This window comes from Novipirellula aureliae (genome assembly GCF_007860185.1).
In the GTDB taxonomy this organism is placed as follows: Bacteria; Planctomycetota; Planctomycetia; order Pirellulales; family Pirellulaceae; genus Novipirellula_A; species Novipirellula_A aureliae.
Genome location: NZ_SJPY01000004.1, coordinates 103,535 through 126,898 on the forward strand (window position 1 = coordinate 103,535; position 23,364 = coordinate 126,898).

Genomic DNA, 23,364 nt, shown 5'->3' on the forward strand with positions numbered 1-23,364 from the left:
GCTTGAAGGCGTAGACGTTAGCAAAACAATTTGCAAGCCCATGAATCATCCGGGCTAGCGGAACCGTCTTGACTTTAGCAAGACGTACAATTCCTGATTGGGACGTCAACACCAAGTTTTGAACAGCTCTTCCAGCCCAGCGATGAAAGGTCTAGGTCGATGCCAATTGGGCCGCAGGGTCAACCATCGTATTGTCCACTTCGATTCGATCCGCATCGCTGTCGCAGGTTTCGGCTTTCAACGTCGCGAACCACCACACGCAGATCGCTGCAATCATCACACTGCCGACGATCCAAAGCGGATGATAGGCAGGTCCTTCGTCGGTCATACGATACATGATCGCGGATCCACCCCAGCTACTTTCGGCAATCCGGCCCATAGAGACTGATAAAGCATTGTTCGTGAAGTGCAGTAGGATGCATGGCAACACCGAACCTGTTTTTAGAGCGATACCGCCGAGCAGTAGACCCATGAAGGTTGCGGCAATCGATTGCTGAAGCACGCCATGCGATAAGCCGAACATAACCGACGTCAGAATAATCGCTCGCAACGCGCCCTTTTCGCGATTGAGCCCAGCAAAGATGAAGCCGCGAAACGCCAGCTCTTCACAAATCGCTGGTAAGACAGCCATCAGAAATAGGACCGACAGCCATGGTGCAGAAGCAATCTGCTGAGCGAACGGTTCGATCGCAGCAGAGGCTTGTTCGCTAACCGGATACATGTAGCTAATCCATGATGCCAATTCGACGTAGAGAGGATGCAATGCGATCCCCAGAAGTACGGCTAACGGCAAAGTCGGCCAATGAGGCATTCGAAGACGAAGACTTGTGCGAAGTGAGGTCGTTAAGACAACCGCCATCAATAGGGTCGGTGCCAAAATCAATCCGATTTGTGGCATCATGACGAGTTTGGCGATGCCTGGGAAATCGCTAGGCATTTCCGTGACAGCAAGTTTACCGAAGAATAACGCGACCAGAATGATCGCTCCACATACGGCGGCTTGGGCAGGCGTCGCAGCGGTTTGTCGGTCTCGCCACAAATGGCGTACCCAGCGGCGAAGTTCCCAGCTATCGTCACCACCAAACAGTACCGATTCGCTTTCAAATTGCCGATGTGCCCACTTTGCGGCCATGTACAAACAGGCTGCGGTTACCGATGCAACGATTGGCAAATGGATGAGTGCCACGCCGTATTGACCTTCCACCAAGGCTCGGACCATCAAGAACATTCCGGTTACTGGAATCAAGCTCGTGCCAACCGATAATGTCGTACCCGGCAGCATCGGTAACATCACCAATGGGAGTGTCACCATCATCAGCGGCATCAAGTAGTATTGGCCCTCTTTACTACTGCGTGCCATCGCAGCAACAGCAAGCGCCAAAGCGCTAAAGAGTGCTGACAAGGGAACGAGTGCGACTAGCAACCAAAGCATGGGGATCAGCGGCGGCGCTCCGATCGAGCTGCCGACGCCCCCGACACCGATTTGATGAAACACGAGCGAGCTGGTGACAAGCATACTCCCTGCGTTCAGGATTGCCGTCATCATGCTAAACGTGGTCACGGTCGCCAACTTGCCAAGTACGATTTCGGAACGCAGGGCAGGTGAGCAAAGCAATGTTTCGAGCGTACCACGCTCTTTTTCGCCCGCGACCAGGTCGATTGCCGGATAAAACGCACCGGTCATCGCCCAGATCAACATGATGAACGGCAATAGTTTGCTCCATAAAGCCGCCTCGCGTGTTCGCAGGGGGGCAACATCAATATCCGAGAGTCGGAAGGGTGCGAGCGCATCGATGTCGATTCCCGAACGAGCCAAACGATCACGCATCCAATCTTTTCGCCATTGCTCAAGCACACTGATGACGCGTACGCGCGCGACCATCGATTGATCGGATGCGACATTGTAGAGCAAGCGTATCGACGCCTCATCGTTCGTTGTGCGCTCGTTTGCGTTGGCGAATTTTGGAGGAATCATGACGACACAATCAAAAATCCCTGACTCGACCCAATCGTTGGCGCGATTTTCAACCGCAGTCGTTCGTTCGATCTCGCTCCAAGGATAGGTGATGACTTTCATCGGTTGATGCTCCTCCGGCACCGCCGGCACGAAGCCCTCTTCGCCGATCAGTGGAGGTGCATTCCGCAAATGCTCGGTCCCGATCACACAAACACTGGTCGGATGCTGCTGAGTAAATTGAGCGATTTGCAGGAGTAGCGAACCGACGATTGGGTACAGCAAAATCGGCAGCACGGCGATCGTAAAGAGTGTCCGGCGATCTCGTAGTTGGTCGCGCATTTCACGCATGTAGATCAAACCGACAGCGGACAACCTTGGCTGGCCTGCCTTTTTCGCCGCCCGACGTTTTTGCTCGGACGTTTGGGGCTCGCTCGTTTTCCAATATCTCATTCGCCCGCTCCTGTGCTCAACAAACCTGTATCCAATTGATCAATTTCCGCCCGTTCATGCTGGCTAAGCAGTCCAAAAAATAGTTCTTCAAAATCTTCTTGTCCGTGCCGGTTTCGTAAGGTCTCGAGCGTGCCGCTGTCTAGGATCTTCCCTCGGTGCATGATCGCGATGCGGTCGCAAAGTCGTTCCACTTCGCTCATAATGTGAGTCGAGAAAATCAGACATTTGCCACAGTCCCGCAGGTCGCGAATCACGGTAAGCAAGTTGCGTGCGACCAAGACGTCGAGACCAAGGGTTGCTTCGTCAAATACCAGGACGGGAGGATCATGGACCAAGGCTCTGGCAATCGAGACCTTTTGTTTCATCCCTGTCGACATTTTTCCGCCCGGTACGTCACGGAAATCATTCATCCTGAGTTGGGTGAATAATCTTTCGAGCCGATCTCTTAGATGAGCGGGCTCCATACCATGAAGGCGACCGAAGTATTCAGCCATTTCCCAAGCGGTCATTCGGTCATACATCGCGGTGTTGTTACTGACAAAACCGATTCGTCGCCGAACTTCCGCAGGATCGATTTCAACGTCATAACCCGCAACGTTGGCGATCCCCGAACTTGGCCGCAGCACGGTGCTTAGAATTCGCAAAACCGTCGTCTTCCCAGCCCCGTTGGGGCCAAGTAGCCCAAAGATTTCGCCTGGAGCGACAGTGAAGGAAACGCCGTCGACGGCTGCAAACGTGCCCCGGTGCAAGTCTTCATAAAGCTTGCTCAAATGCTGGACTTGAATCATATTAGGGCATTCCATCGATCAAACAGGTTCGTTAATTAGTAGCCGCGTCTCTCCGAGACGCGAAGTGCCTCGGGCATCTCGCGAGATATCTCGCGAGACGCAGAGTACCGATCGCGTCTCGGAGAGACGCGGCTACTAAACCTAGCCCCATCTTAGCTGCAACAAAAACGGCCAGTTGAAAAAGCAGCTCATCGGTGGAACGATTCTTGCCCGAAGGTCAAACCTTCACTCTAAGCCGTACAACCGGACCCGAAATCGCCGGCAATGCCTCAATTTCATCCGCGGCACGACGCGCCGCTCCAGCTGGAGTGGCGTGGGTCATAATCACAAGCGGGACCCGATTCGCCGTCGTCGCTCCGTCCTCACTTTCGTGCTGGATGACCGAAGCGATCGAGATTTTATGTTTAGCCAAGACGGCGGTGATCGCCGAAAGTGTCCCTGGATGGTTCGCAACACTCAAGCGGAAATAGAATCGCTCGACGATCGTGTCAGCATCGCGAAGTTTAACTCGCGGCGGTTGGTCAATCGAGAAATACTCCAAAGTTTGAAACGTCAATCGCGTTCGACCGACCGCGGTATCGATCAGGTCCGCGGCTACCGCCGAAGCGGTTGGCATTTGGCCCGCACCAAGTCCATGAAAGAAAACCGGCCCGACAGCATCACCGATCACGCGAATCGCATTAAACGCATCACGCACCTCGGCTAGCGGCGTGCCAATACGAACCAAGGTAGGACCTACGGATAATTCGAGGCCATCATCCGCCAATCGGGCGTTGGCGATAAGTTTGATACGATAACCCAGTTGACGAGCGTATCGCAGATCATCGGGATCAAGCCGATCGATGCCGTCTTTTGGTATGTCAGACCAAACCACCGTCGCACCGAAGGCCAGGTGAGACAGAATCGCTAATTTTTGGGCTGCATCGGTGCCGTCAACATCCATCGTAGGATCGGCTTCGGCATAGCCCAGTTCTTGGGCTTGGCGGACAACGTCGTCATAAGAGCTGCCCTTTTCGTCCATTTGAGTGACAATAAAGTTACTCGTCCCATTGAGAATGCCCTCGAGTGACAAAATTTGGTTTGCGGACAGGCATTGGCTAATGTTGGCGATGATCGGAATCCCGCCTGCGACGGCAGCCTCAAAGGCGATGCTGCGGCCCAGTTCACGAGCTCGCGTGAACAGCTCGGCCCCGTGCTCGGCCAAAAGTGCCTTATTAGCCGTGACGATGTCCTTGCCCGCTTCGAGAAGTTGTAGCATGATCGTCCGAGCAGGCTCGAGACCGCCTATCAGTTGGGCGACGACTTCGATTTCAGGATCGTTGATGACGTCCGAGAGTGATTCGGTGAGGACGCCCGCGGGCAGATCGACATCGCGTTTTTTCGACAAATCACGAACGACCGCTTTCTTCAGCCACAGTGTCTGCCCGGCGTGGCGCGCCGTGCGATCACCATGATCCAACAGTAAACGAGCAACGCCTGCACCGACGGTGCCCAGCCCAACAATAGCTATATTTGTTTTTTCCATAGGGGAATAATAGTCGCTAGAAGGATCAGTTGCGAGAGGTCAGGTCGTAGCCCAGGCTTCTAGCCTGGGACCCAATACTATCCCAAGCTGTAGCCCAGGCTTCTAGCCTGGGACCAGCACTATCCCAGGCTGTAGCCCAGGCTTCTAGCCTGGGACCAGTACTATCCCAAGCTGTAGCCCAGGCTTCTAGCCTGGGACCAGCACTATCCCAGGCTGTAGCCTAGGCTTCTAGCCTGGGACCAGCACTATCCCAAGCTGTAGCCTAGGCTTCTAGCCTGGGACCAGCACTATCCCAAGCTGTAGCCCAGGCTTCTAGCCTGGGACCAGCAACTATCCCAGGCTGTAGCCTAGGCTTCTAGCCTGGGACCAGCAACTATCCCAGGCTGTAGCCTAGGCTTCTAGCCTGGGACCAGCACTATCCCAGGCTGGAAGCCTAGGCCACACAAAAGCCAAGACTTCTGGCCTGGGACCAGCACTATCCCAGGCTGGAAGCCTAGGCCACACAAAAGCCCAGGCTTCTGGCCTGGGACCAGCACTATCCCAGGCTGGAAGCCTAGGCCACACAAAAGCCTAGGCTTCTGGCCTGGGACCAGCAACTATCCCAGGCTGGAAGCCTAGGCCACACAAAAGCCTAGGCTTCTGGCCTGGGACCAGCACTATCCCAGGCTGGAAGCCTAGGCCACACAAAGGCCTAGACTTCTGGCCTGGGACCAGCACTATCCCAGGCTGGAAGCCTAGGCCACACAAAGGCCTAGGCCACACACAAAAAAAAGGGCGTGAAGGAAATTCCTTCACGCCCTTCTTGGGGTTTGACTCATCTAGCGGACTCCGGTGCGGTGTTCCGGACCAAAGTCATCTTTGCCGGAGCCGCTGGGCCAATTTCCAACTCTTAGAGACTGATAACGAGTCCCAAGTCAATTCCTTGGACCCAGAGGCTCGAATCATTAAACTGGAACGCTGGGCTGCCGAAGGGGCCGCCGGTGCTATTGGTCGTCCCGTCAAAGGTTGGGTTCACGTAGTCACCCGTCAATGCCACGTTGTCGAAGTACAGGAACGAGTAGCCGACCGTGAAGGCGATATTTTCGCGGAACTGGTAACCAAGCTTGAAGTTGGCTTCGGGGACAAAGGCGAAGACATCACGCTCATATACCCCTTGATTGTCCAGTGCCAACGCCCCGCCTGGCAAGACTGGTGGGTTGGTACCAACAGGACCGAACTGGGACGAGCCAGCGATATTGACGCGTTGGTTCATGTTACCCAAGTGAACTTTGGTTAGCGAACGGACGATCCAACGACCACGAGTCGCACTCAATTCAAAACCAAGTTGCCCTCCATCGAAACGATTTTCGGTTTCAAACAAGTCGTTAAATCGTGTCTCGTCACCTGTGTCTCGATTGAGCGAACGGCTGGTCATGCGAAGTTCGTCGTCGATGCTTAGGTGAGTGTAGCCACCGATTAGTTCTAGCTTGTGCGTGCTGCAGCTACCCAAGTTGATACGTGCGTAGGCTTCGGCACCGAACAGGTTTAAGTCGCTTTCTGCTTGAACGGAACCGGTGAAGTTTGCACCCGATGCATTGTCCGCAGCAATCAGCAGTGAGTTCTCTGCACTCGTGTTGGTATCAAAGAAAGGGCGGCCAATGGTTTCACTTGTACCGTCTCCGCTGTTCGCATAGGAATCACTATTTTCATCCATGATCCAGAATCGACCGCCGACACCGACGTTCTTGGTAATGTACTTACCGTAATCGCCGCGGAATCCGACCGACATGTCGCCTTCGATATCGTCACCGAACACGGTTGTTGGAGTCGTCAAGGTCGGCAAAACGCCGGGGGCATTGGTCGTGACCAAAGCAGGCATGTTGCGATCAGGAGCGAACCACATGAGGAACTCGGTGGTTGCCCAGGTGTTGCTACCGCAGCCGAAAATTTTGCCGATTCCCAAGGAACCGCCACCGCAGCTGTCGCAGCCACCATCACAGCCACCGTCACAGTGGCTACCATGCGGTTGGTAGGAGCTGCGATTCGGGGAAACCATGTTCATTGTTTTGCGGAGCATTTGTCCGTCCAGGAATGCAACCGGTTGCAACGCTTCGGGGGTAACCGGAGCGAAGTTTTCGGCAGCAGCCGGCTGGTCGTCATAGCCATAATCATTTTCAGCTTGGTCGCCCTGAGCGTGTGCGACGGGTGCCACCTGCTCTTGGTAAGTCGCTTCATCAGCGAAGTAGGCGTCTTCGTCGTAACCTGGTAGGTCGCCAACGCTCGTTACACCCTGTTGAGCAAAGCTCACGTTTGAGGCAGACAGCAAGACGGCTGCCAGGGTAATGCCACGCATATTCATTTTCATTAGAAATCTCGTACAGTCCGGGAACACAGGATTGACTGGTATAACTCAATCGACTGAACTGACCGTCAGATGTAGCACCGCCGGAACTCCAGGAACACTCCGCCTAAGCTGCCTAGTTTGAAACAAAATGCGGTCAATGTTTATCTAGCATTCCTGGATTAAATGTTAGAATGAATGTTTCACGCGAATTAGCGGTGCGATTGGGCCGAACAAGCAACGATATGACCGAAAAAAAACACGAAGAAACTGCGATTTCCACCGGCGAACAGGATGGGGGATCGGAATTACCATCCAATCCAAAGTCCGAAGCGTCTAAACCGAAGGTTGTCGAAGGGGAGCTACTCGGGGCACCGGGGACGAGCGATCGACATATCGGCGGCACCCATAAGGCTCTCTCGCCGTTTTCGCGGCAAGGGATCAGCCCGCGCATGATCCGTTGGCGGCGCAAGCTAAATCAAATCAATGAACTCGAGCCGATGCTTAAGGCCGAGGACGATCAAAGTCTCCGCAAACGCTCCCTTGCGTTGCGTTACCGCGCGATGGCGGGTGAAAAGTTGGCAATGCTCCTCCCGGAAGCTTATGCGTTAGTGCGGGAAGCCGGACGCCGAGCCTTATCGATGCGGCACTACGATGTCCAAATGATCGGTGGCATTGCACTCTTCGAAGGTTGTATTGCGGAGATGCAAACCGGAGAAGGAAAAACACTGACCGCAACGCTGCCGTTGTATCTGCATTCACTCGTCGGCAAAGGAGCTCATTTGGCGACCGTCAATGACTACTTGGCCAAGCGGGATGCCGAGTGGATGCGAGTCCTCTACGAGAAGCTAGGGGTTAGCGTCGGGGTGATTCAAACGAGCGATGACCAAAAAGATCGGCGTCGATCGTACGCCTGTGCGGTGACCTACGGAACGGCCAAAGAGTTCGGCTTTGACTTCCTCCGCGACCGACTTTTGCTTCGTGCACAGAACCGCCTGCAAACGGAGATGCTCGGCGATGGAGGTGTTGGCTTTTCAGGCGGCGGTGACGAAATCGTGATGCGCGGAATGCACTTCTGTTTGGTGGATGAGGCCGACAGTATTCTGATTGACGAAGCCCGAACCCCGCTCATCATCGGCAGTATCGAAGATACCGTGCGTGACCAGATTGTCGAAACCTACCAGTGGGCATCCGAGCATGCGCCCGAATTCGAACTCGACGAGCATTTCGAAATCGATAATGAAACGAAGCAATACGAATTGACCGCTCGAGGCCGACAAAAGGTCCGAGCGTTACCGAAGAGTGACCTCGTTCGCACAATGGGCTTGGTCGACTTGTACGAGTACATCGAACGTTCGGTGAAGGTTTACCGCGAATTTCTGCTCGATCGTCAGTACGTCGTCCGCCCCAATGAAAAGGGCGTGGAAGAAATCGTGATTGTCGATGAGTTCACCGGTCGCTTGGCAGAGGGACGCAAATGGCGTGATGGAATTCACCAAGCGATCGAAGCGAAGGAGAAGATTGAAATCAGCGTGCCGACGGGTCAGGCGGCTCGAATCACCGTACAGGATCTATTCTTGCGTTACCCGCACTTGGCCGGTATGACCGGTACCGCGGCGACAAGTGCTCGCGAAATGCGAAAGATCTATCGCACTCCCGTTATTCGCGTCCCGACCAATCGTCCGCCACGTCGAGAGCGGATGCCCGATCGTGTGTTCGGGACAATGCTGGCGAAGTACGAAGCCGTTGCCGATGAAGTACAAGAAATCAACAGGCAAGGCCGGCCCGTTCTGATCGGAACTCGGTCGATCGACAAGAGCGTGATCTTGTCCAAAATGCTGACCGAACGAAACATCGAACACGAAGTTCTCAACGCCAACAACGTCGCCAAGGAAGCTGAAATCGTTTCGGCGGCAGGGGCAAGAGCAAAGGTTACCGTCGCAACCAACATGGCTGGACGCGGTACAGACATAAAATTGTCGGATGACGTGGAGCGGATGGGCGGAATGCATGTGATTTGTACCGAATTTCACGATGCCGCGCGAATCGACCGCCAATTGATCGGACGTTGTGGTCGGCAAGGTGACCGAGGCTCGTACCGTCAATACCTATCGCTTGATGACGACATTTTGAAGGGAGGGTTGGGGCCAGACAAAGCAGAGAAGTTGAAGTCCAAAGGAGAACTGCTCAAGGGATCTTCCGACAAATTGGCCAGCCTCTTTGTGAGGGCTCAACGCAAGGTCGAGCGAAAACACTTTCGCGACCGCATGGTGCTGATGCACCACGAAAAAGAACGCAAGAAAATGCAACGGGAAATCGGCCAGGACCCCTACCTCGATACGCCCGATTAGTCACTCGTTGTGGACATGCCAAGCTGACGCATTTTGCGGTAGAGGTTGGAGCGATGCAAACCGAGGTACTCGGCGGCTTCGGTCATGTTGCCTCCGCATCCGGCGATCGCTCTTTCGATGTGTCCCACTTGGAAGATCCGCGTTGCATCGCACAATGCTGCTGGCGCCTCGGACAAGTCGTTCAGACTGCTGGGACCCTGCGCATCGTTTTGTGACGTCGACAATCCGTTTTGCCTGATGTCATCCGCCGTAATCGTCTCCTCGGGGCTTAGATAGCAAATGCGTTCCATCGTGTTTCTCAGTTCGCGGATATTGCCGGGCCAAGGATGGCTTCTCAATACCTGTTGCGCCTGAGGATCGAGCTTCGGAGGTAGCCGACCAATTTGCTGAGAAAAATGGCTGAGGAAGTGTTCGGCCAGCAACAGGACGTCATCGCCTCGTGATGCGAGCGGCGGAAGGGTAAGCGAAACAACGTTGAGGCGAAAGAACAGATCTTCGCGAAACCGCTTTTCGGCAATGTGGGTTTCGAGTGGCTGGTTCGTTGCGGCGATCACGCGGACGTCTACCGGAATCGGTTGGGAGCCGCCGACACGAACGACCATTTTATCCTCCAGCACTCGCAGCAATTTGGCTTGCCCGCCGGGGCTGAGGTCGCCGACTTCGTCAAGAAACAGAGTTCCACTGTCGGCCAACTCAAATTTCCCGATCCGGGTCTGTGATGCATCGGTAAAGGAACCTCGTTCGTGTCCGAAGAGTTCACTTTCGAGTAGCGACTCGACGAGTGCCGCACAATTCACGGCGACAAAGGGGGCGTGCCGACGATCGCTGTGGTAGTGGATATGTCGGGCCAGCACTTCTTTACCCGTGCCGTTATTGCCAAGGACCAGAACCGATAGGTCTGTCTTGGCAATTCGATCCGCATTTTTACGAACCGACTCGATCGAGCGGTGGTTGCCGATAAGGGGTGCCGCCGACGCCGCTGTGGCAACCAATTGGTCGCGGGATTTGGTCAATGATTTTCGAGTTTTCAGACTTTCAATCGCGACCGCCGCGTGAAGGGCTAAATCGGTCAAGACCGCAACATCGAGAGTATCAAAGCCGTCGTCGAGGTGGTTGATCGCTTCGAACACACCGATTTTATCTTCTCGCTGCGGGTCGCCACGATGACCGAGCATCGGCACCGCAACGAGCGATCGCGTTTGGAAAGCGAGAGACCGGTCGACCGCTCGATTCACTCGCCGCTCTTCATCTTGGCTGTTGGCGTTCCATATTTTGGGCTCTCCACTGGTCAGCACTTCGCCGACCACGCCCTCATGGTCGTTCACTTCGAGAGGAACGCCTTCCACACCCAAGGCTGGCCGGCCGATCAATTTTTTGCGGCGGCGATCCCACAAAAAAATGCTGGCACGCTCACAATTCAGCAATTTCGTTGCCGCGGCAGCGATCTGTTTCAGCAACGCCTCATCCTCCGAAATGCGTTGCCACTGGGCGGCTTCGGTTAAAACGGCCTGAAGCTGCTCGATTCGTTGAACGTTTTGAGTATCACGTTGCATCCGATGCAGTCCCGTCGCCAATAAATCCACCGCCGCTTGTATCGTCTCGCTCGTTTCGATTGGCAATGCATTGGTTGGGTTACCTGCGACGCGGATCACAAACGCGGTTGGGGAGTTTGCGGCCAACGAAGACGATTGCTGCGGATCCAGGGGAACGGCCAACCAGTCGTCACAGCGTTTGGGTGCTGCCAAATCAATCGCTTCGCTCACCAAACCAGCAGGAAAACGGGTCCGTTCGCCCGTCCACGCGTCCACCGCCCATTCGCCTGATTGCTGGGACACCAACCCACCCTCGGTGCGGCCGAGCAGTTGCACGACCTCCGCAACGGCCGTGCCCAGAAACTCTTTGACGTTCGAACTCGATTGCAATAATTTTAGGATTTTGAACGATAGCATACCTTGGATACCGCCCGCTTCGGGTCTCTCGTCATTCGGCATTTTTACGTGATGTGCTCTTGGGTCGATAGCAGATTGCATGACGGGGTTCACTTGAATTTGACTTCGGCTTGATAGGTATAATGCATTTTTGTTCATGTTGTCGAGTTGGGTCCGTGGTTTTGGGCAAAATCATCAGGACCGTCAAAGTTATTAATAACGCTCTTGCCAAGCGCTAACCGATGAGGCCTATTTTAGGCAAATAGACGAACATGGCCGTTACGGGTATCCTTTACCCAGCTATCCCTTACCGGATAGGTTGACGAATAGCTTCTCAGGAAAAGAAATAATGCAATTTGAAGGTAAAAAAGGTCTTATCTTAGGCGTTGCCAATGATCACTCGATCGCTTGGGCTATCGCAAAGCAAATCATGGAAATGGGGGGGGAGTGTGGTTTCACCCACCTACCCGACCGTCCCGATGACGAGCGGCAACGAAGTCGCCGACGAGTGGCACAATTGACCGATCAATACGAAAACGCAAAATTCCTGATACCGATGGATGCGCAGAAGGATGAAGATATCCGCAGCGTATTTGAGTATACGGCGAAAGAATTTGGAAAAATCGACTTTCTGCTGCATTCGATTGCCTTCGCTGATCGAGACGATTTGGCTCGCGATACGGTCGAAACGAGCCGAGCGGGTTTCAAATTGGCAATGGATGTCAGCGTCTACACGTTCTTGGCTTGCGTGAATGCCGCCAGACCGATTTTGAATCCTGGGGCGGCTGTTGCCACGATGACCTTTTTCGGTGGCGAAAAGTGTGTGCCAGGCTATAACGTGATGGGAGTTTGTAAGGCAGCTCTTGAAGCATCCGTCCGTTACTTGGCATATGAGTTGGGCCCCCAAGATGTCCGAGTCAATGCGTTGTCCGCAGGTCCGATCCGAACACTGGCGGGACGAGCGGCAGGAGTGGATGGCATGTTGGAACTCTACAAGGAGGTCGCGCCGCTTGGTAAGAACGTTTCGCATGAAGAGGTTGGCCGCACCGGAGCGTTTTTGTTGAGCGATATGAGCAACGGGATCTCCGGAGAAATCCTCCACGTCGATGGCGGCTATCACGCAATGGGAAGCCCCGGACGACTGCTCAACCGGCTTCGCTAAGCGATTTGTCAATTTTACGGTACTGGAAGTCGCCAAGACTTTCGGCTCTTTAGCGTCGACAAAACGCTTGAGGCATTTCAGCTACTGGCCTCCGACGATGAATGCATCGGCGGATGCTCACCAACAAACAGGTTTTTCGATGGTACGAACAGCAAGCACGATGTTACCCTTGGGCACGACAGCGCCAAGTTTTCAGTTACCCGAATGTGAAGGTTCAACCGTATCGCTTTCGGATTTCACGGATTCAAAAGCGTTACTCGTCATCTTCATGTGCAATCATTGTCCGTTCGTCAAACATGTTGCCGAAGAGTTAACGCGACTTAGCAATGACTACATGGCAAAAGGGGTTTCCGTTGTTGCAATCAACAGTAACGATGCGGAAAAGTATCCTGATGACTCACCCGAGGCGATGCGGAAAGAAAAAGCGATGCGGGGATATCCCTTTGCCTATCTTTTCGATGAGGATCAAACCGTTGCCGCAGCGTACCATGCTGCCTGTACACCCGACTTCTATCTATTCGATGGCGATCACAAACTGGTTTACCGAGGCCAGCTCGACAGCAGCCGACCTGATTCGGGTATTCCAGTCACGGGTAAGGATTTAAGAGCTGCGATCGATACTGTGTTAGCAGGCGAAACGGTTCCCGAAGCCCAAACGCCTTCGATCGGATGCAACATCAAATGGAAGCCGGGCAACGAGCCAAGCTATTTTAATCCGCAAGGTAGTGCGTAGGATCATGGAATCGCCTCATTCGCTTCTCGTCGAGCATTTATCGAAGTCTTATCCAACGGCAACGGGGCCGCTACAGGTACTCCACGATATCGGCTTGGAGCTGTCGGCCGGCGATTCACTGGCGATCGTCGGGCCGAGTGGCAGCGGGAAAAGCACGCTGTTGCAAATCCTCGGCACACTCGATCATCCCGATGACGGCACCATCACCATCGACGGTCAAGATCCATTCCAGCTAAACGACAAAGATTTGGCGGCATTCCGCAATCAAAAGATCGGGTTTATTTTTCAAGACCATCATCTGTTGCCGCAACTAACCGTCACCGAGAACGTGCTCGTCGCCGCACTCGCGATCGGTCAGCCGAGTGCGGAGCAAAGGGAACGCTGTGAAAGCTTGCTCGATGCGGTCTCTTTGGCGGATCGGCGTGGGCATCTTCCAAGTGAGTTATCGGGTGGTGAACGAGAGCGAGTCGCGATCGCACGTGCCTTGTTAATGCAACCCGCTTTGATCTTAGCCGATGAACCGACTGGCAATCTCGATCGACGTACGGCCGATTCGGTGACGGAGCTACTCTTAACGCTGCCCTCCGACTTTGGGGTGATTCTGATCACGGTGACTCATAGCGATGCGTTGGCGGCAGCGATGAAGAAACGTCGCGAATTAGAAGACGGAAGGTTGGTTTAGGTCCGTCATTCTTGCTATACTCAAAGGGATGACGTTTTGACTCCCTAAGCGTTTTAAGAATCCCTCCTTTATCAGTTGAGTCATCCCGATGAATCAGCGATCTGGTAGCGTCGTATTCGACGAATCCTTTTTAAGTGTGCGAGCCAAACTGCTCGAGATCTCTGCAACGCTCGATCGGGTCGACCGCGCGGTGGAAGCCAACGCCCCGCTCGATGAGGCTGCCCTTGAGCAGCGAGAAAGGGTCGACCATGCAATTCGCCTATTGTTAAGCGAGCGGTCCGATCGAGCCGAGAACATTCAATTATTGTTCTCGCGTCGTTACCGTCCCAATTGGCGGTCCGACATGGCAATCGATGACTGATGTCGCACGGCTCTCCGAGCGGATCGCGCCCACCGATTAGCACACCCTAACTTTCAATCCTCCCCCCGTCGCACGCTATCCGCTCGGAGCACAGTGCGACCATCCAAAGACAAGTGACAAAAAAATGGATTACATTGACCCCCACATCCACATGGTGTCGCGGATTACCGACGACTATGAGACGCTTTCGCGGATGGGCTGCGTCGCTGTCAGTGAGCCCGCCTTTTGGGCGGGCTATGATCGTGGCAGCGTCGATGGATTTCGTGACTACTTTCGGCAATTGACGGAGGTCGAACCGAAGCGGGCCGCAAACTATGGAATCCAACTTTTTTGTTGGCTCTGCATCAACGCCAAGGAAGCGGAGAACGTAGCGCTCTCGCGAGAAGTGATTGCGATGATCCCTGAATTCTTAGATCATCCCAACGTTCTGGGGATCGGGGAAATCGGTTTGAACAAGAACACGAAAAACGAATCGATCACCTTTCTCGAACATCTCGAACTAGCCATCAAGTATGAACAATCGATTCTGATTCATACGCCCCATTTGGCGGACAAGTACCAAGGGACGCGGATGATTTTGGACATGTTGTCCGACGATTCTCGGATCAACCGCGACCGAGTGCTCGTCGATCATGTCGAAGAACACACGATCGGCGAAGTGCTCGATCGTGGTTTTTGGGCGGGGATGACTTTGTACCCTGTTTCGAAATGTACGCCCGAGCGGGCTGTCGACATGATCGAAATGTACGGGCCCGAGCGATTGATGGCCAATTCCGCGGGCGATTGGGGGCCGAGCAAACCGACAGCGGTTCCCGATTTGATTTTCGAAATGCGCCGCCGCGGCCATAGTGAAACGCTCATTCGAAAAATTGTCTACGACAACCCAATCGAGTTTTTCTCGCAAAGCCCAAATTTTAACAATCATTTTCAATCACGCTAACCTTCTCAACATCGATCATCAATCTGCCACGCATGCCGCTCTGTCACCGTCCGTCGGGCTTTTGCACAGTGGCCCAAAAAAATGAAAGAATCGACAAACCCGTCAATCGTTTTGGTCCTTTCAACGGTAGGGAACAGTGCCGACGCCGAACGATTGGCGAAGGATCTTATCAGTCAGTCGCTGGCTGCATGTGTCCAAATTGATGGACCCTTGATAAGCCACTATCGCTGGGCAGGCAAAGTCGAACAGGGTGAAGAATTTCGTTTATCGATCAAGACTTCGCTTGCTACATGGCCTAAACTGCGCGATCGATTGCAAAAGGAGCACCCGTACGATGAACCACAGATCGTGATGATCCCGATTGTCGAAGCTACCGAAGGCTACCGTGATTGGGTGATTGAACAAACGAGCTAAGTGACAGGAATTATTCAATTTCCCGTAGTGGATCTTGTTAAAGATCCTCTCGCACAATTTCCCATAGTGGATCTTGTTAAAGATCTTCTCGCACAATTTCCCATAGTGGATCTTGTTAAAGATCCTCTCGCACTCGGATCTTTAACAAGGTCCACTACCTAAGGGCATAATTTGAAAACACTGAAGATGCAGCCTGTGTTTACGTTGGAGTTGCCGATCGGAGCCGAAGCGGTGATTCGAACGATTCGCGAGCGGATCCGTTCGTCGGACTCTTTACGGTTTGCCAAGGCTGCAGGCCATTGTGCGGAGTTCTCCGTTGATCCGAAAGAGAAACGTTTTTGGTCGCCACATTTGTCCGTCACCCTGAGTGACACCGAGCAGGGATCGCAGCTCTACGGACGCTTTTCGCCCCGACCAGAAATATGGACTTTCTTTATGTTCATCTATTTCTTTATGGCATGCTTGATCTTCGGCGGAGGTGTGCTGGGGTATTGCCAATGGTTTATGGAACAAACGCCTTGGGCTCTTGTCTTGATCCCAGTCAGTTTCATCGTGATCGCGTTGTTGCATCTCGCGTCACTCGTGGGCCAAAGTCTTAGTCACGACCAAATGGAAGCGTTACGGCGTCAACTTGATCAATCGATCGAGAACGTTGCAGACAACTCTTGAACGGGTTGAGGTGGGAAATGGAAACGCTCGTAGGAGGCGGAGGGAACCTCCAACTTGCCGTTTCCAAATTCTCTTTGCAGGTCGGTGAATACTCGGCGAGCATAGAGACAAATCTCTAGCTTTTCTTCGTGGTCGAATGTGACCAATTGCGAATCACGCCGTTCGGCCAAACGAATCGTTTGTTCCAAATGAGCCGTCAACAAGTCTTCGATCGGTTCGCCATTGATGGATTGGTAAGCACCATTTTCGCCGACCTGTAGTGGGGACGCTGCGCAGATGTTTTTTGAAACCGTGATAACAGCGAGACCATCGAACAAGGCGCTGATAAAGCGTACCATCGGGCGTTTACCATTGTCGCTGATCTCGGCAAGTACCTTGTGTTCGCCACCGAACTGTAGTGCGATGGTGCCGCTGTTGTAATCATCGGCAGAGCGGATGAAGGTCGGATTCGAAAAGCCAATCGTCGCCAGGCGTTCGACGACGTCGATGGTAGCACTGCGGCACGCATCGTCGGTTGCCGCGATAAAACGAGGGTCCGTGTAATACTGCACTTCATCGGCCCGTTTCATTTTCGCATACTTCAGCGTTTCGCGTTTTTCTTGCTGCGGGCCACTCGCCGTTTGCCCATTCGTACTCTGGTAGCGGAGGATCGGATCGTTCGATTGTTGGCTCGGGACTGGGGGCGGCGGCAAGAAATCTTGAAGAGGCAATTGGGCGCGGCGATGGAGAATCGTGGCAAGGATGGCCGCTAGGCCAGTTGTGGCAATCATGAATCCCAAGCCTTGTTCGAGTGAACTGCCACCCGTAAAACCGAAGCGGCCCGATCGCACCATGAAGTAAGCACCGACGGCAGACAAAAAGATACCGATCAGCAGGTAGATGGTTCTCGTCACACGTCCGCCTCGACCGCGGCGAAGGGGGAATCCTACCATGCCAACGATCGCGGGGATGGGGGAAAAAATCCACATAAACCAAGAAGCGGTTCCGCTACCGCACAACAACCATCCCAATACAATTGCCAAACCTGCGGCTGCCATCTTTGCGAAGCTCTCGGTTCGGTTCGGCGGAACATCCATTGGATCGATTAAGTAGATCGGTGTTTCGGATGCGTCGGCGTTACCGATTTCTTGTGCGATCTCTAACCATGCGGACGAGTCAAAGGCATCGTTATCGGATCGGTTCACTTGATCGCTAATGCGCTCGATTGTGCGGCGAGTCCGTTCACTTTTGTCGAGCGAGATGTAACCGCGAATCTCGCCCGTATGATCGATTTGTTCGGATGCCAATTCGATCGCTTTGCCTGAACGAGCCAGAGAAACACCTAGCTGAGTCGAGTTTGAAATATGACCTTGGGGATAGAGGCGAATGCTTGTAAAGGAATCGGCAACAAGCCGAGCAAACTCGGCTCGGGTGGCGGGATCGAGCATTTGTTGCTTGATCGCTTCGATTCGCGCCTTGAGATCGACCGATTGTGCATCAACACTACCAGCATTCTCGTTGGCCTTTTCCGCCAACTTGCTTAAACCTGCTTGAATCGATTCCATTTGGCTGGGCGATTCATTTCGATCGAAATCGACATTTTGAAGTGAAACGAAAGCGTTGTCGCCCAATCCGTCTCGGGCGAGTTGTTGGTAGCTAATTTGGGTCGGCACGGCCTTCATGACCAACGCCCTGTGCGCCGTTGAAACGACTCCTGTTGCAACAAACACAAAGCCACAAATAAGCAGAATGAAACCTAGCAGAACAGAAAAACTGCCGCGTGAGCGTCGTGGGTCATCGGCGTAACTTGAGGATCGGTTCATTGCGTTTACCTTCAACATGATCGATTCTTTCGATGTTTCTAGAGACGATGTTCCTAGAGACGATGTTCCTAGAGTCGATATTCCTAGAGTGGTTCTAACGGCACCCAATCGGTAGGGGGAACCATTCCAAGTCTAGTTCAGTATTTTGAAGGAAAGAGGTTGCTGAAAGAGATGACGCGAAAAAACATCCTCCGGTCACGCTGGTTGTACGTGTTTTCCTTGCTGTGCCACGTGTTGTCTCGCTTCGATTACAAAGGGTGTTGAAAAGAGCAGTTCAAAACACGGGAATGCCTAGAGGCACGAGCAGAGAAACACAGATAGATCCGAACAGCGAGTGGAGGAGTGGAGGAGTGGACTAAGGGACAGTACCTCGGATTTTGGGACGCCTCGGAAAACTTTGTGCGTGCGGTGGATTTTCGTTCGGGGGCTCGGATGTCAAACAAGTTTCGCTGGCGAAGCCTGATCCGTTCCACATTGCGTGACAACGAGATCGATAACATCATCACTCGTTTGTCGTTCAATCGCCATATTGTTTCCACCATGCGGCGGCATCATCGATCTTCCAGGGGAAATCGTCACGAATCAAATCGATCGCTCGGGCTAACTCGGCAACACTTTGGTAACGATCGTCTACGTTTTTCGCCATGCAGCGAGCAACCAATTTTCGGATTGACTCGGGGACTTCTTCGCCACGATGGATGCCGATGCCGATCGGCGTTTCACTGAGAATCAGTGCGAACAAAGATTCGGGATCACATTCAGCAAACGGCGGTCGGCCTGCCAATAGATAGTAGGCAACGCAGCCAATTGAATAGACGTCGGATCGAGGATCCATATTGGTGGGTGACCGAAAACGTTCGGGAGCCATATACATCGGCGTTCCCGCCCAGACGACTTCGCTCGTTTGATACGTACTGCTATCGGGGCTGAGTGGTTTGGCCAAACCATAATCGAAGACGACGGCCCAATCACCGACCGAGGCATCGAACGACAACATGATGTTTTGTGGTTTGATGTCGCGGTGAACCAAATCCAAACTGTGGGCTTCAATCAATGCTTCGCAGATTTGCCGAATCACGTACAGAACGCGTCCAACGGGTTGCCAACGACTGCGGGCGACCACTTCGCCGAGCGAGAGGCCATTTAAGTATTCCATGACGCAGTAGGCTTCGCCCTCTTCACTGCGTCCATAGTCGTAAATCATCACGCTGTGTGGATTACTCAGTGACGCAGCCAATTTTGCTTCGCGGTCAAAACGCAATCGATCTTCTTTGTTTTGTCGATCGCCACGCAAAATCTTCAAGGCCGTATCACGACCAAGTTGCCGATGTCTTGCGCGGTAAACGATTCCCATTCCGCCACTTCCCAACTCGGAAACGATCTCATAGCGGCTGAGCGGATGGACGGCGACTTGGTCGATCATCGATCTGCGGGCAAGACGATTGGCCGCTAGAAAGGCGGTGACGCTAAGCAGGCTTCCAAGCAGCAGAAAGCTGGACCAAACGATCCGCGCCGGAGCGAATGCTTCCCTGACTCCCTTTTCCACGATCACCGCGAACTTCCAATCGGAATTCCATCGCCATCCTCCGACCACTGATTCGCCAGCATAGTTGTTATAAGGATCGAGACGAACGTTGGATTCCGCTAACGTTGCCGAGGCAACCGATTCGGTAAGCGGCATCGCGCGGCGATGGACTCGGGCTACGTTGTCTTGGTCGAGCTTAAAGCCCGGGTCGGTAACACGCAGTCGATCCGCAATCTCCTCCGCCGCAAAGTCCAGTAATCCGCGACTGGCTAACGATGTTGCGTTGCGGCTTTCACTGACCATCATGCCATCCGCGTTGACGGCATAGGCATCGAGTCCGTTTCGATTCGATGCATCGAGGATCAATTGATTGAATTGGTCGTAGAAACCGATGCCGGAGACCAACATGGCGGCGACGACTTCGCGTTGATCATCGAAAATCGGTACGATGCAGGCCATGACGGGACGATCGATCTTTGGTAAATAGCTATCGGTCATGTTATCCATTCGCTTGGGGCCGAACATGACAATTTCACCCCGCAGCGCTTTGGCAACGTCCGAAGCGTCTTGCGGTAAAACAGGTCGCCCAACGTTCGATCGATCTTCATGCCAAGTAGCGATCGTGGTAAAGGCCGGGTTCCAAACGATGAAATGAACCGACTTATTCGCTGACAAAGTCTGCAGTTCAACTTTGATTCGATCGGATTGGGGGGCGGCTTGCAGTTCATCGATCGATGGTTTCGTTTCAGCAAATTCGACCAGTTCAAGAATTGAATTGCGAATTTGCGTTTGACGAGACCATGATTGGACGAGCTGAGCTTTGTCGTCCATGAACCGACCGGCTGCTAACGAAACGCTATCGGCAACGCCCGTCAATTCGTTATGCAGAGCGATGCGAACACTTTGCTCGACGCTTCGGTAAGTCCATACACCCACGATCGCCGTCGGTAAAACGGCAGCTAGGAATAACCATCCCGAATTGACCCGCTGAGTCCGACGAGACTTTTTTGCAAACAGAATATCACTGGGGGAACTTCGGTGATGCGATCGATCGGTTTCGAGATCGCGAGGAGACGCATGGGTCCGCAGGGCACCACCATGCTGTGTGATTTCCGATGGCGAAACCGTTTTGCGAGCAGGACGAGGATCCGCCTTTTGAGGAACCTCGCTCCGTTGGTCGTCATCCCCTCGCTTGGTGTCGTCGTCAGACCCCTGTTTTGCAGGAGGTGACTGTTTTGCAGGAGGTGACTGCGTTGATCGGGCCATCGGCGCAGAAGTGGGGATGTCGATCGGCGAAGTGACCGGCATCGCGTTTTCACCTTCGGCTCGTGCGGAATCAGGATCGTGCTCTCCCAATAGAGACATCACCTCTTGAACCAGCTCGGCATCGCCGTTGGCTTCGGCTTCGACGAAAGCTCGTTGGTCTTCGGGTGGCAACTCGTCGGCGGCAAGAAAGAGATCCCGAATGCGATCATACCGCTTCGCATCCATCAATCCGACTCGCCCTGTGGCGCATCGGGGCGGCTAGCTTTCGGTGTTGAGGATTCCTCCGATTCACGCCGAAGTTCACGCCGCATCCAGGCACGAGCCATCGCCCAATCCTTTTCAATTGTCCGTAGCCCAAGGTTCATTTCGGCCGAGATTTCTCGCATCGTCATGCCGCCAAAAAAACGTAGTTCAACGATACGAGCTTGACGCGAACTTAAATTCGCTAGCGTATTGAGTAGATCGTCCAAGGCGACGACATCTTCATCCTTACTCAGCTCGAACGTCACATCATCGGTTAGCATTCGCCGGTCCCATCCGCCGCCACGTTTCTGGGAACGAACCTTGCGGGCATGATCGACCAAGATACGACGCATCACTGTCGCGCCGATGGCGAAAAAATGTGTCTTGCCTTGCCAATCGATTCGCGTTTGGTCGATCATCCGCATGTACGCTTGATGGACCAGCGAAGAGGAACTGAGCCGATCGCGAATCGGCTCGTGTTGCAGGAACTTTCCCGCCAACCGGCGGAGGTCTTCATACATGGCAGTGAATAAACGATCCGTGTCGGCGAGGTGTCCATCGACACTCTTTTCGACGAGATCGTTCAAACTACTCATGCTGAAAAAGTTCCATTGATAAAATAGGCTGTCCTGTTATTCCCTAGAATAACCGCCAAATCGTGATTCCGATAGTCATTTTGACCACTGACAAGCATCCTTAAGCAAGCGAACATAAATAAAAATGTTCCGATTCTGCCAAGAACCCCCGTTTCGTTGCGAATAAGTGGTTGTGAGGCATCAAGTCCGTGCCAAAAACGTAACGAAAATACGTATCCAAACCTTCCGTATAGGGGATTTCAAATGTTGAAAAAACTAGTACTTGCCGGTGGTGCCGCCGCACTGCTATCGTCGATGGCCGTTTTTACGCCGCTCTATAGCTACGCTCGCTGCGGCATGGGCTGGCTAAAATCGTCTGCTTCCGATTCAATGCCACTGGAGTGGGAACTGAAGCGGGCACGTCAAATGATTGCCGACCTGAAGCCCGAGATCGAGTCGAACGCCCAGCGTATTGCACTTGAAAAAGTGCAGGTCGCTCGTCTGGAAAAACAGTTCAATGATTCGGAACAACGGTTGGCAAAAACCCAGTCCGATATCGAGCGGCTTTCCGATGACTTGCGAAATGATAGCACTGTCTATACTTACGCAGGTCGGACCTACACGTCGACTCAGGTCAAAACCGATCTGGGCAACCGTTTCAAGCGGTTCAAGACTCGCAAAGCGACCGCCGACAAACTCAATCAGATGCTCACAGCCCGCAAAGCGACCCTCGAAGCGGCTCACGAGCGAATGGATGCAATGATCAATGCACGCCAACAATTGGAGGTGGAAGTCGAAAACCTGCAAGCTCGCTTGGGAGCCCTTCGCGTGGCTCAGACGAGCAACGAAATGTCACTCGACGACAGCCATCTGTCGCGGACTCGCCAATTGCTTGACGAGATTGCGACACGAATGGAAGTGGCCGAAGAAACGATGAGTGTGGATGCCGAGTACTTTGGCGAAATCGATCTGGATGAACCGACCGACGAGAACCTGCTCGACGAAATCGCCAGCTATTTCGATCAAGACAAAACCGCCGATTCGTTGGTTTCCATCCAACTTGATTAGGACGTTCGTTGTGACCCCATTTCCTAACCCACGATCGCAGCCAAAAAAGCCTCTCTCCGATACAGGTCGGTGGAGGCTTTGGGTCGATGGCTGTGGCGGTTTCTTGCTGCTCACAGGCGATCGTTGGTCACTCGGTGGCATCGCTTCGGCAAACCACAGTGATATCATGATCCAAGCGGATTGGCCGCGAAACGCGGGGATGATTTCTCGCCAGGAAGACCACTATGTTTGGACGCCGAACCAAACCAATAATGAAGAGAAACCGGCACTGATTGAGTTCGGCAAAGTGATACCCGTCGCCGGGTCTGCGAAACTAAGGCTCGTTCAGCCGAATCCGTTAAGCCCGACAGCGGTATTGATGCTCGAACCACCCCATCGTTTTGCGGATCATGTGGATGGAGTCATTTTGGCCGATCAAACGATTTTGATTGGCCCAGCGGCGGATTGTCACGCCCGAGGAACCATGCTGACCGGAAAAGTGCTGTTGGTTCATCGCAGCGAAGGTTGGTTCGCCAAGGCGGTGGGGGACAAAGAATTCGTAAAATTGTTGATTGGCGAGCGGACGGAGTTGGCGGAGGTCGGCATGACACTCGAAAATGCTTGAC

The 23,364-nt window shown here is 53.4% G+C and carries 18 protein-coding genes; 10 read left to right on the forward strand and 8 right to left on the reverse strand.

The window, feature by feature from the left end; genetic code table 11:
• Window positions 1–151: 151 nt before the first annotated feature.
• From Q31b_RS12780 to Q31b_RS12795, 4 genes are all read right to left on the reverse strand, one after another.
• Window positions 152–2,407, reverse strand: coding sequence for an ABC transporter permease subunit/CPBP intramembrane protease (locus tag Q31b_RS12780; protein ID WP_146600089.1), 2,256 nt, complete (start codon window positions 2,405–2,407; stop codon window positions 152–154).
• Window positions 2,404–3,195, reverse strand: coding sequence for an ATP-binding cassette domain-containing protein (locus Q31b_RS12785; protein WP_146600457.1), 792 nt, complete (start codon window positions 3,193–3,195; stop codon window positions 2,404–2,406). Before Q31b_RS12785 ends, Q31b_RS12780 begins: the two co-directional genes overlap by 4 nt.
• A 217-nt stretch (window positions 3,196–3,412) precedes the next feature.
• Window positions 3,413–4,720 (reverse strand): homoserine dehydrogenase, encoded by a 1,308-nt coding sequence (locus Q31b_RS12790; RefSeq protein ID WP_146600090.1) that lies wholly within the window; start codon window positions 4,718–4,720, stop codon window positions 3,413–3,415.
• A gap of 889 nt (window positions 4,721–5,609) precedes the next feature.
• Window positions 5,610–7,064 (reverse strand): BBP7 family outer membrane beta-barrel protein, encoded by a 1,455-nt coding sequence (locus Q31b_RS12795; RefSeq protein WP_146600091.1) that lies wholly within the window; start codon window positions 7,062–7,064, stop codon window positions 5,610–5,612.
• Between the two features lie 170 nt (window positions 7,065–7,234).
• Between Q31b_RS12795 and Q31b_RS12800 the strand changes: the two genes are divergently transcribed.
• Window positions 7,235–9,391 carry a preprotein translocase subunit SecA gene (locus Q31b_RS12800; protein WP_146600092.1) on the forward strand — a complete coding sequence of 719 codons (2,157 nt, stop codon included), beginning with the start codon at window positions 7,235–7,237 and terminating at the stop codon, window positions 9,389–9,391.
• Here Q31b_RS12800 and Q31b_RS12805 read toward each other — a convergent pair.
• Entirely contained in the window at window positions 9,388–11,421 is a 2,034-nt protein-coding gene (locus tag Q31b_RS12805; RefSeq protein WP_197171460.1) for a sigma-54-dependent Fis family transcriptional regulator, read from the reverse strand. The genes Q31b_RS12800 and Q31b_RS12805 overlap by 4 nt on opposite strands.
• A 247-nt stretch (window positions 11,422–11,668) precedes the next feature.
• On the opposite strand from Q31b_RS12805, the gene Q31b_RS12810 reads away from it, so the two are divergent.
• The 7 genes from Q31b_RS12810 (at window position 11,669) to Q31b_RS12840 (ending at window position 16,280) form a co-directional block, all read left to right on the forward strand.
• Entirely contained in the window at window positions 11,669–12,481 is an 813-nt protein-coding gene (locus Q31b_RS12810; RefSeq protein ID WP_146600094.1) for an enoyl-ACP reductase FabI, read from the forward strand.
• A 139-nt stretch (window positions 12,482–12,620) separates the two neighbouring features.
• On the forward strand, window positions 12,621–13,214 hold the full coding sequence (locus tag Q31b_RS12815; RefSeq protein ID WP_146600095.1) for a thioredoxin family protein: 594 nt from the start codon (window positions 12,621–12,623) through the stop codon (window positions 13,212–13,214).
• 4 nt (window positions 13,215–13,218) lie between these two features.
• Window positions 13,219–13,896: an ABC transporter ATP-binding protein gene (locus tag Q31b_RS12820; protein WP_146600096.1), complete on the forward strand. Its 678-nt coding sequence runs from the start codon at window positions 13,219–13,221 to the stop codon at window positions 13,894–13,896.
• Between the two features lie 88 nt (window positions 13,897–13,984).
• Window positions 13,985–14,257: a hypothetical protein gene (locus Q31b_RS12825; RefSeq protein ID WP_146600097.1), complete on the forward strand. Its 273-nt coding sequence runs from the start codon at window positions 13,985–13,987 to the stop codon at window positions 14,255–14,257.
• Window positions 14,258–14,381: 124 nt separating this feature from the next.
• A complete protein-coding gene (locus Q31b_RS12830) occupies window positions 14,382–15,197 on the forward strand; it encodes a TatD family hydrolase (protein ID WP_146600098.1) in 816 nt (271 codons plus the stop codon).
• Between the two features lie 81 nt (window positions 15,198–15,278).
• Entirely contained in the window at window positions 15,279–15,611 is a 333-nt protein-coding gene (gene cutA / locus Q31b_RS12835) for a divalent-cation tolerance protein CutA (RefSeq protein WP_146600099.1), read from the forward strand.
• A 171-nt stretch (window positions 15,612–15,782) separates the two neighbouring features.
• Window positions 15,783–16,280, forward strand: a complete 498-nt coding sequence (locus Q31b_RS12840) for a hypothetical protein (RefSeq protein ID WP_231617538.1) — start codon at window positions 15,783–15,785, stop codon at window positions 16,278–16,280.
• Here the strand turns inward: Q31b_RS12840 and Q31b_RS12845 are convergent.
• From Q31b_RS12845 to Q31b_RS12855, 3 genes are all read right to left on the reverse strand, one after another.
• Window positions 16,247–18,082: a hypothetical protein gene (locus Q31b_RS12845; RefSeq protein ID WP_146600100.1), complete on the reverse strand. Its 1,836-nt coding sequence runs from the start codon at window positions 18,080–18,082 to the stop codon at window positions 16,247–16,249. The two genes, Q31b_RS12840 and Q31b_RS12845, sit on opposite strands and share 34 nt — an antisense overlap.
• Before the next feature lie 517 nt (window positions 18,083–18,599).
• A complete protein-coding gene (locus Q31b_RS12850) occupies window positions 18,600–21,098 on the reverse strand; it encodes a serine/threonine protein kinase (RefSeq protein ID WP_146600101.1) in 2,499 nt (832 codons plus the stop codon).
• Window positions 21,098–21,712 (reverse strand): sigma-70 family RNA polymerase sigma factor, encoded by a 615-nt coding sequence (locus tag Q31b_RS12855; protein ID WP_146600102.1) that lies wholly within the window; start codon window positions 21,710–21,712, stop codon window positions 21,098–21,100. The genes Q31b_RS12850 and Q31b_RS12855 overlap by 1 nt, the downstream gene beginning before the upstream one ends.
• A gap of 243 nt (window positions 21,713–21,955) precedes the next feature.
• On the opposite strand from Q31b_RS12855, the gene Q31b_RS12860 reads away from it, so the two are divergent.
• Both Q31b_RS12860 and Q31b_RS12865 read left to right on the forward strand, forming a co-directional pair.
• Window positions 21,956–22,759, forward strand: a complete 804-nt coding sequence (locus Q31b_RS12860) for a hypothetical protein (protein WP_146600103.1) — start codon at window positions 21,956–21,958, stop codon at window positions 22,757–22,759.
• Window positions 22,760–22,769: 10 nt separating this feature from the next.
• Window positions 22,770–23,363 carry a hypothetical protein gene (locus Q31b_RS12865; RefSeq protein WP_146600104.1) on the forward strand — a complete coding sequence of 198 codons (594 nt, stop codon included), beginning with the start codon at window positions 22,770–22,772 and terminating at the stop codon, window positions 23,361–23,363.
• The last annotated feature ends 1 nt before the right edge of the window (window position 23,364 follow it).

Bases quoted from the DNA above. Each gene is read 5' to 3' on its own strand.
- Q31b_RS12815 (WP_146600095.1), top strand. From the start codon at position 12,621: ATGGTACGAACAGCAAGCACGATGTTACCCTTGGGCACGACAGCGCCA.
- Q31b_RS12845 (WP_146600100.1), bottom strand. From the start codon at position 18,082: ATGAACCGATCCTCAAGTTACGCCGATGACCCACGACGCTCACGCGGC.
- cutA (WP_146600099.1), top strand. From the start codon at position 15,279: ATGAAAGAATCGACAAACCCGTCAATCGTTTTGGTCCTTTCAACGGTA.
- Q31b_RS12860 (WP_146600103.1), top strand. From the start codon at position 21,956: ATGTTGAAAAAACTAGTACTTGCCGGTGGTGCCGCCGCACTGCTATCG.
- Q31b_RS12825 (WP_146600097.1), top strand. From the start codon at position 13,985: ATGAATCAGCGATCTGGTAGCGTCGTATTCGACGAATCCTTTTTAAGT.
- Q31b_RS12805 (WP_197171460.1), bottom strand. From the start codon at position 11,421: ATGCAATCTGCTATCGACCCAAGAGCACATCACGTAAAAATGCCGAAT.
- Q31b_RS12800 (WP_146600092.1), top strand. From the start codon at position 7,235: ATGAATGTTTCACGCGAATTAGCGGTGCGATTGGGCCGAACAAGCAAC.
- Q31b_RS12855 (WP_146600102.1), bottom strand. From the start codon at position 21,712: ATGAGTAGTTTGAACGATCTCGTCGAAAAGAGTGTCGATGGACACCTC.
- Q31b_RS12790 (WP_146600090.1), bottom strand. From the start codon at position 4,720: ATGGAAAAAACAAATATAGCTATTGTTGGGCTGGGCACCGTCGGTGCA.
- Q31b_RS12830 (WP_146600098.1), top strand. From the start codon at position 14,382: ATGGATTACATTGACCCCCACATCCACATGGTGTCGCGGATTACCGAC.
- Q31b_RS12780 (WP_146600089.1), bottom strand. From the start codon at position 2,407: ATGAGATATTGGAAAACGAGCGAGCCCCAAACGTCCGAGCAAAAACGT.
- Q31b_RS12820 (WP_146600096.1), top strand. From the start codon at position 13,219: ATGGAATCGCCTCATTCGCTTCTCGTCGAGCATTTATCGAAGTCTTAT.
- Q31b_RS12795 (WP_146600091.1), bottom strand. From the start codon at position 7,064: ATGAAAATGAATATGCGTGGCATTACCCTGGCAGCCGTCTTGCTGTCT.
- Q31b_RS12850 (WP_146600101.1), bottom strand. From the start codon at position 21,098: ATGGATGCGAAGCGGTATGATCGCATTCGGGATCTCTTTCTTGCCGCC.
- Q31b_RS12785 (WP_146600457.1), bottom strand. From the start codon at position 3,195: ATGATTCAAGTCCAGCATTTGAGCAAGCTTTATGAAGACTTGCACCGG.
- Q31b_RS12810 (WP_146600094.1), top strand. From the start codon at position 11,669: ATGCAATTTGAAGGTAAAAAAGGTCTTATCTTAGGCGTTGCCAATGAT.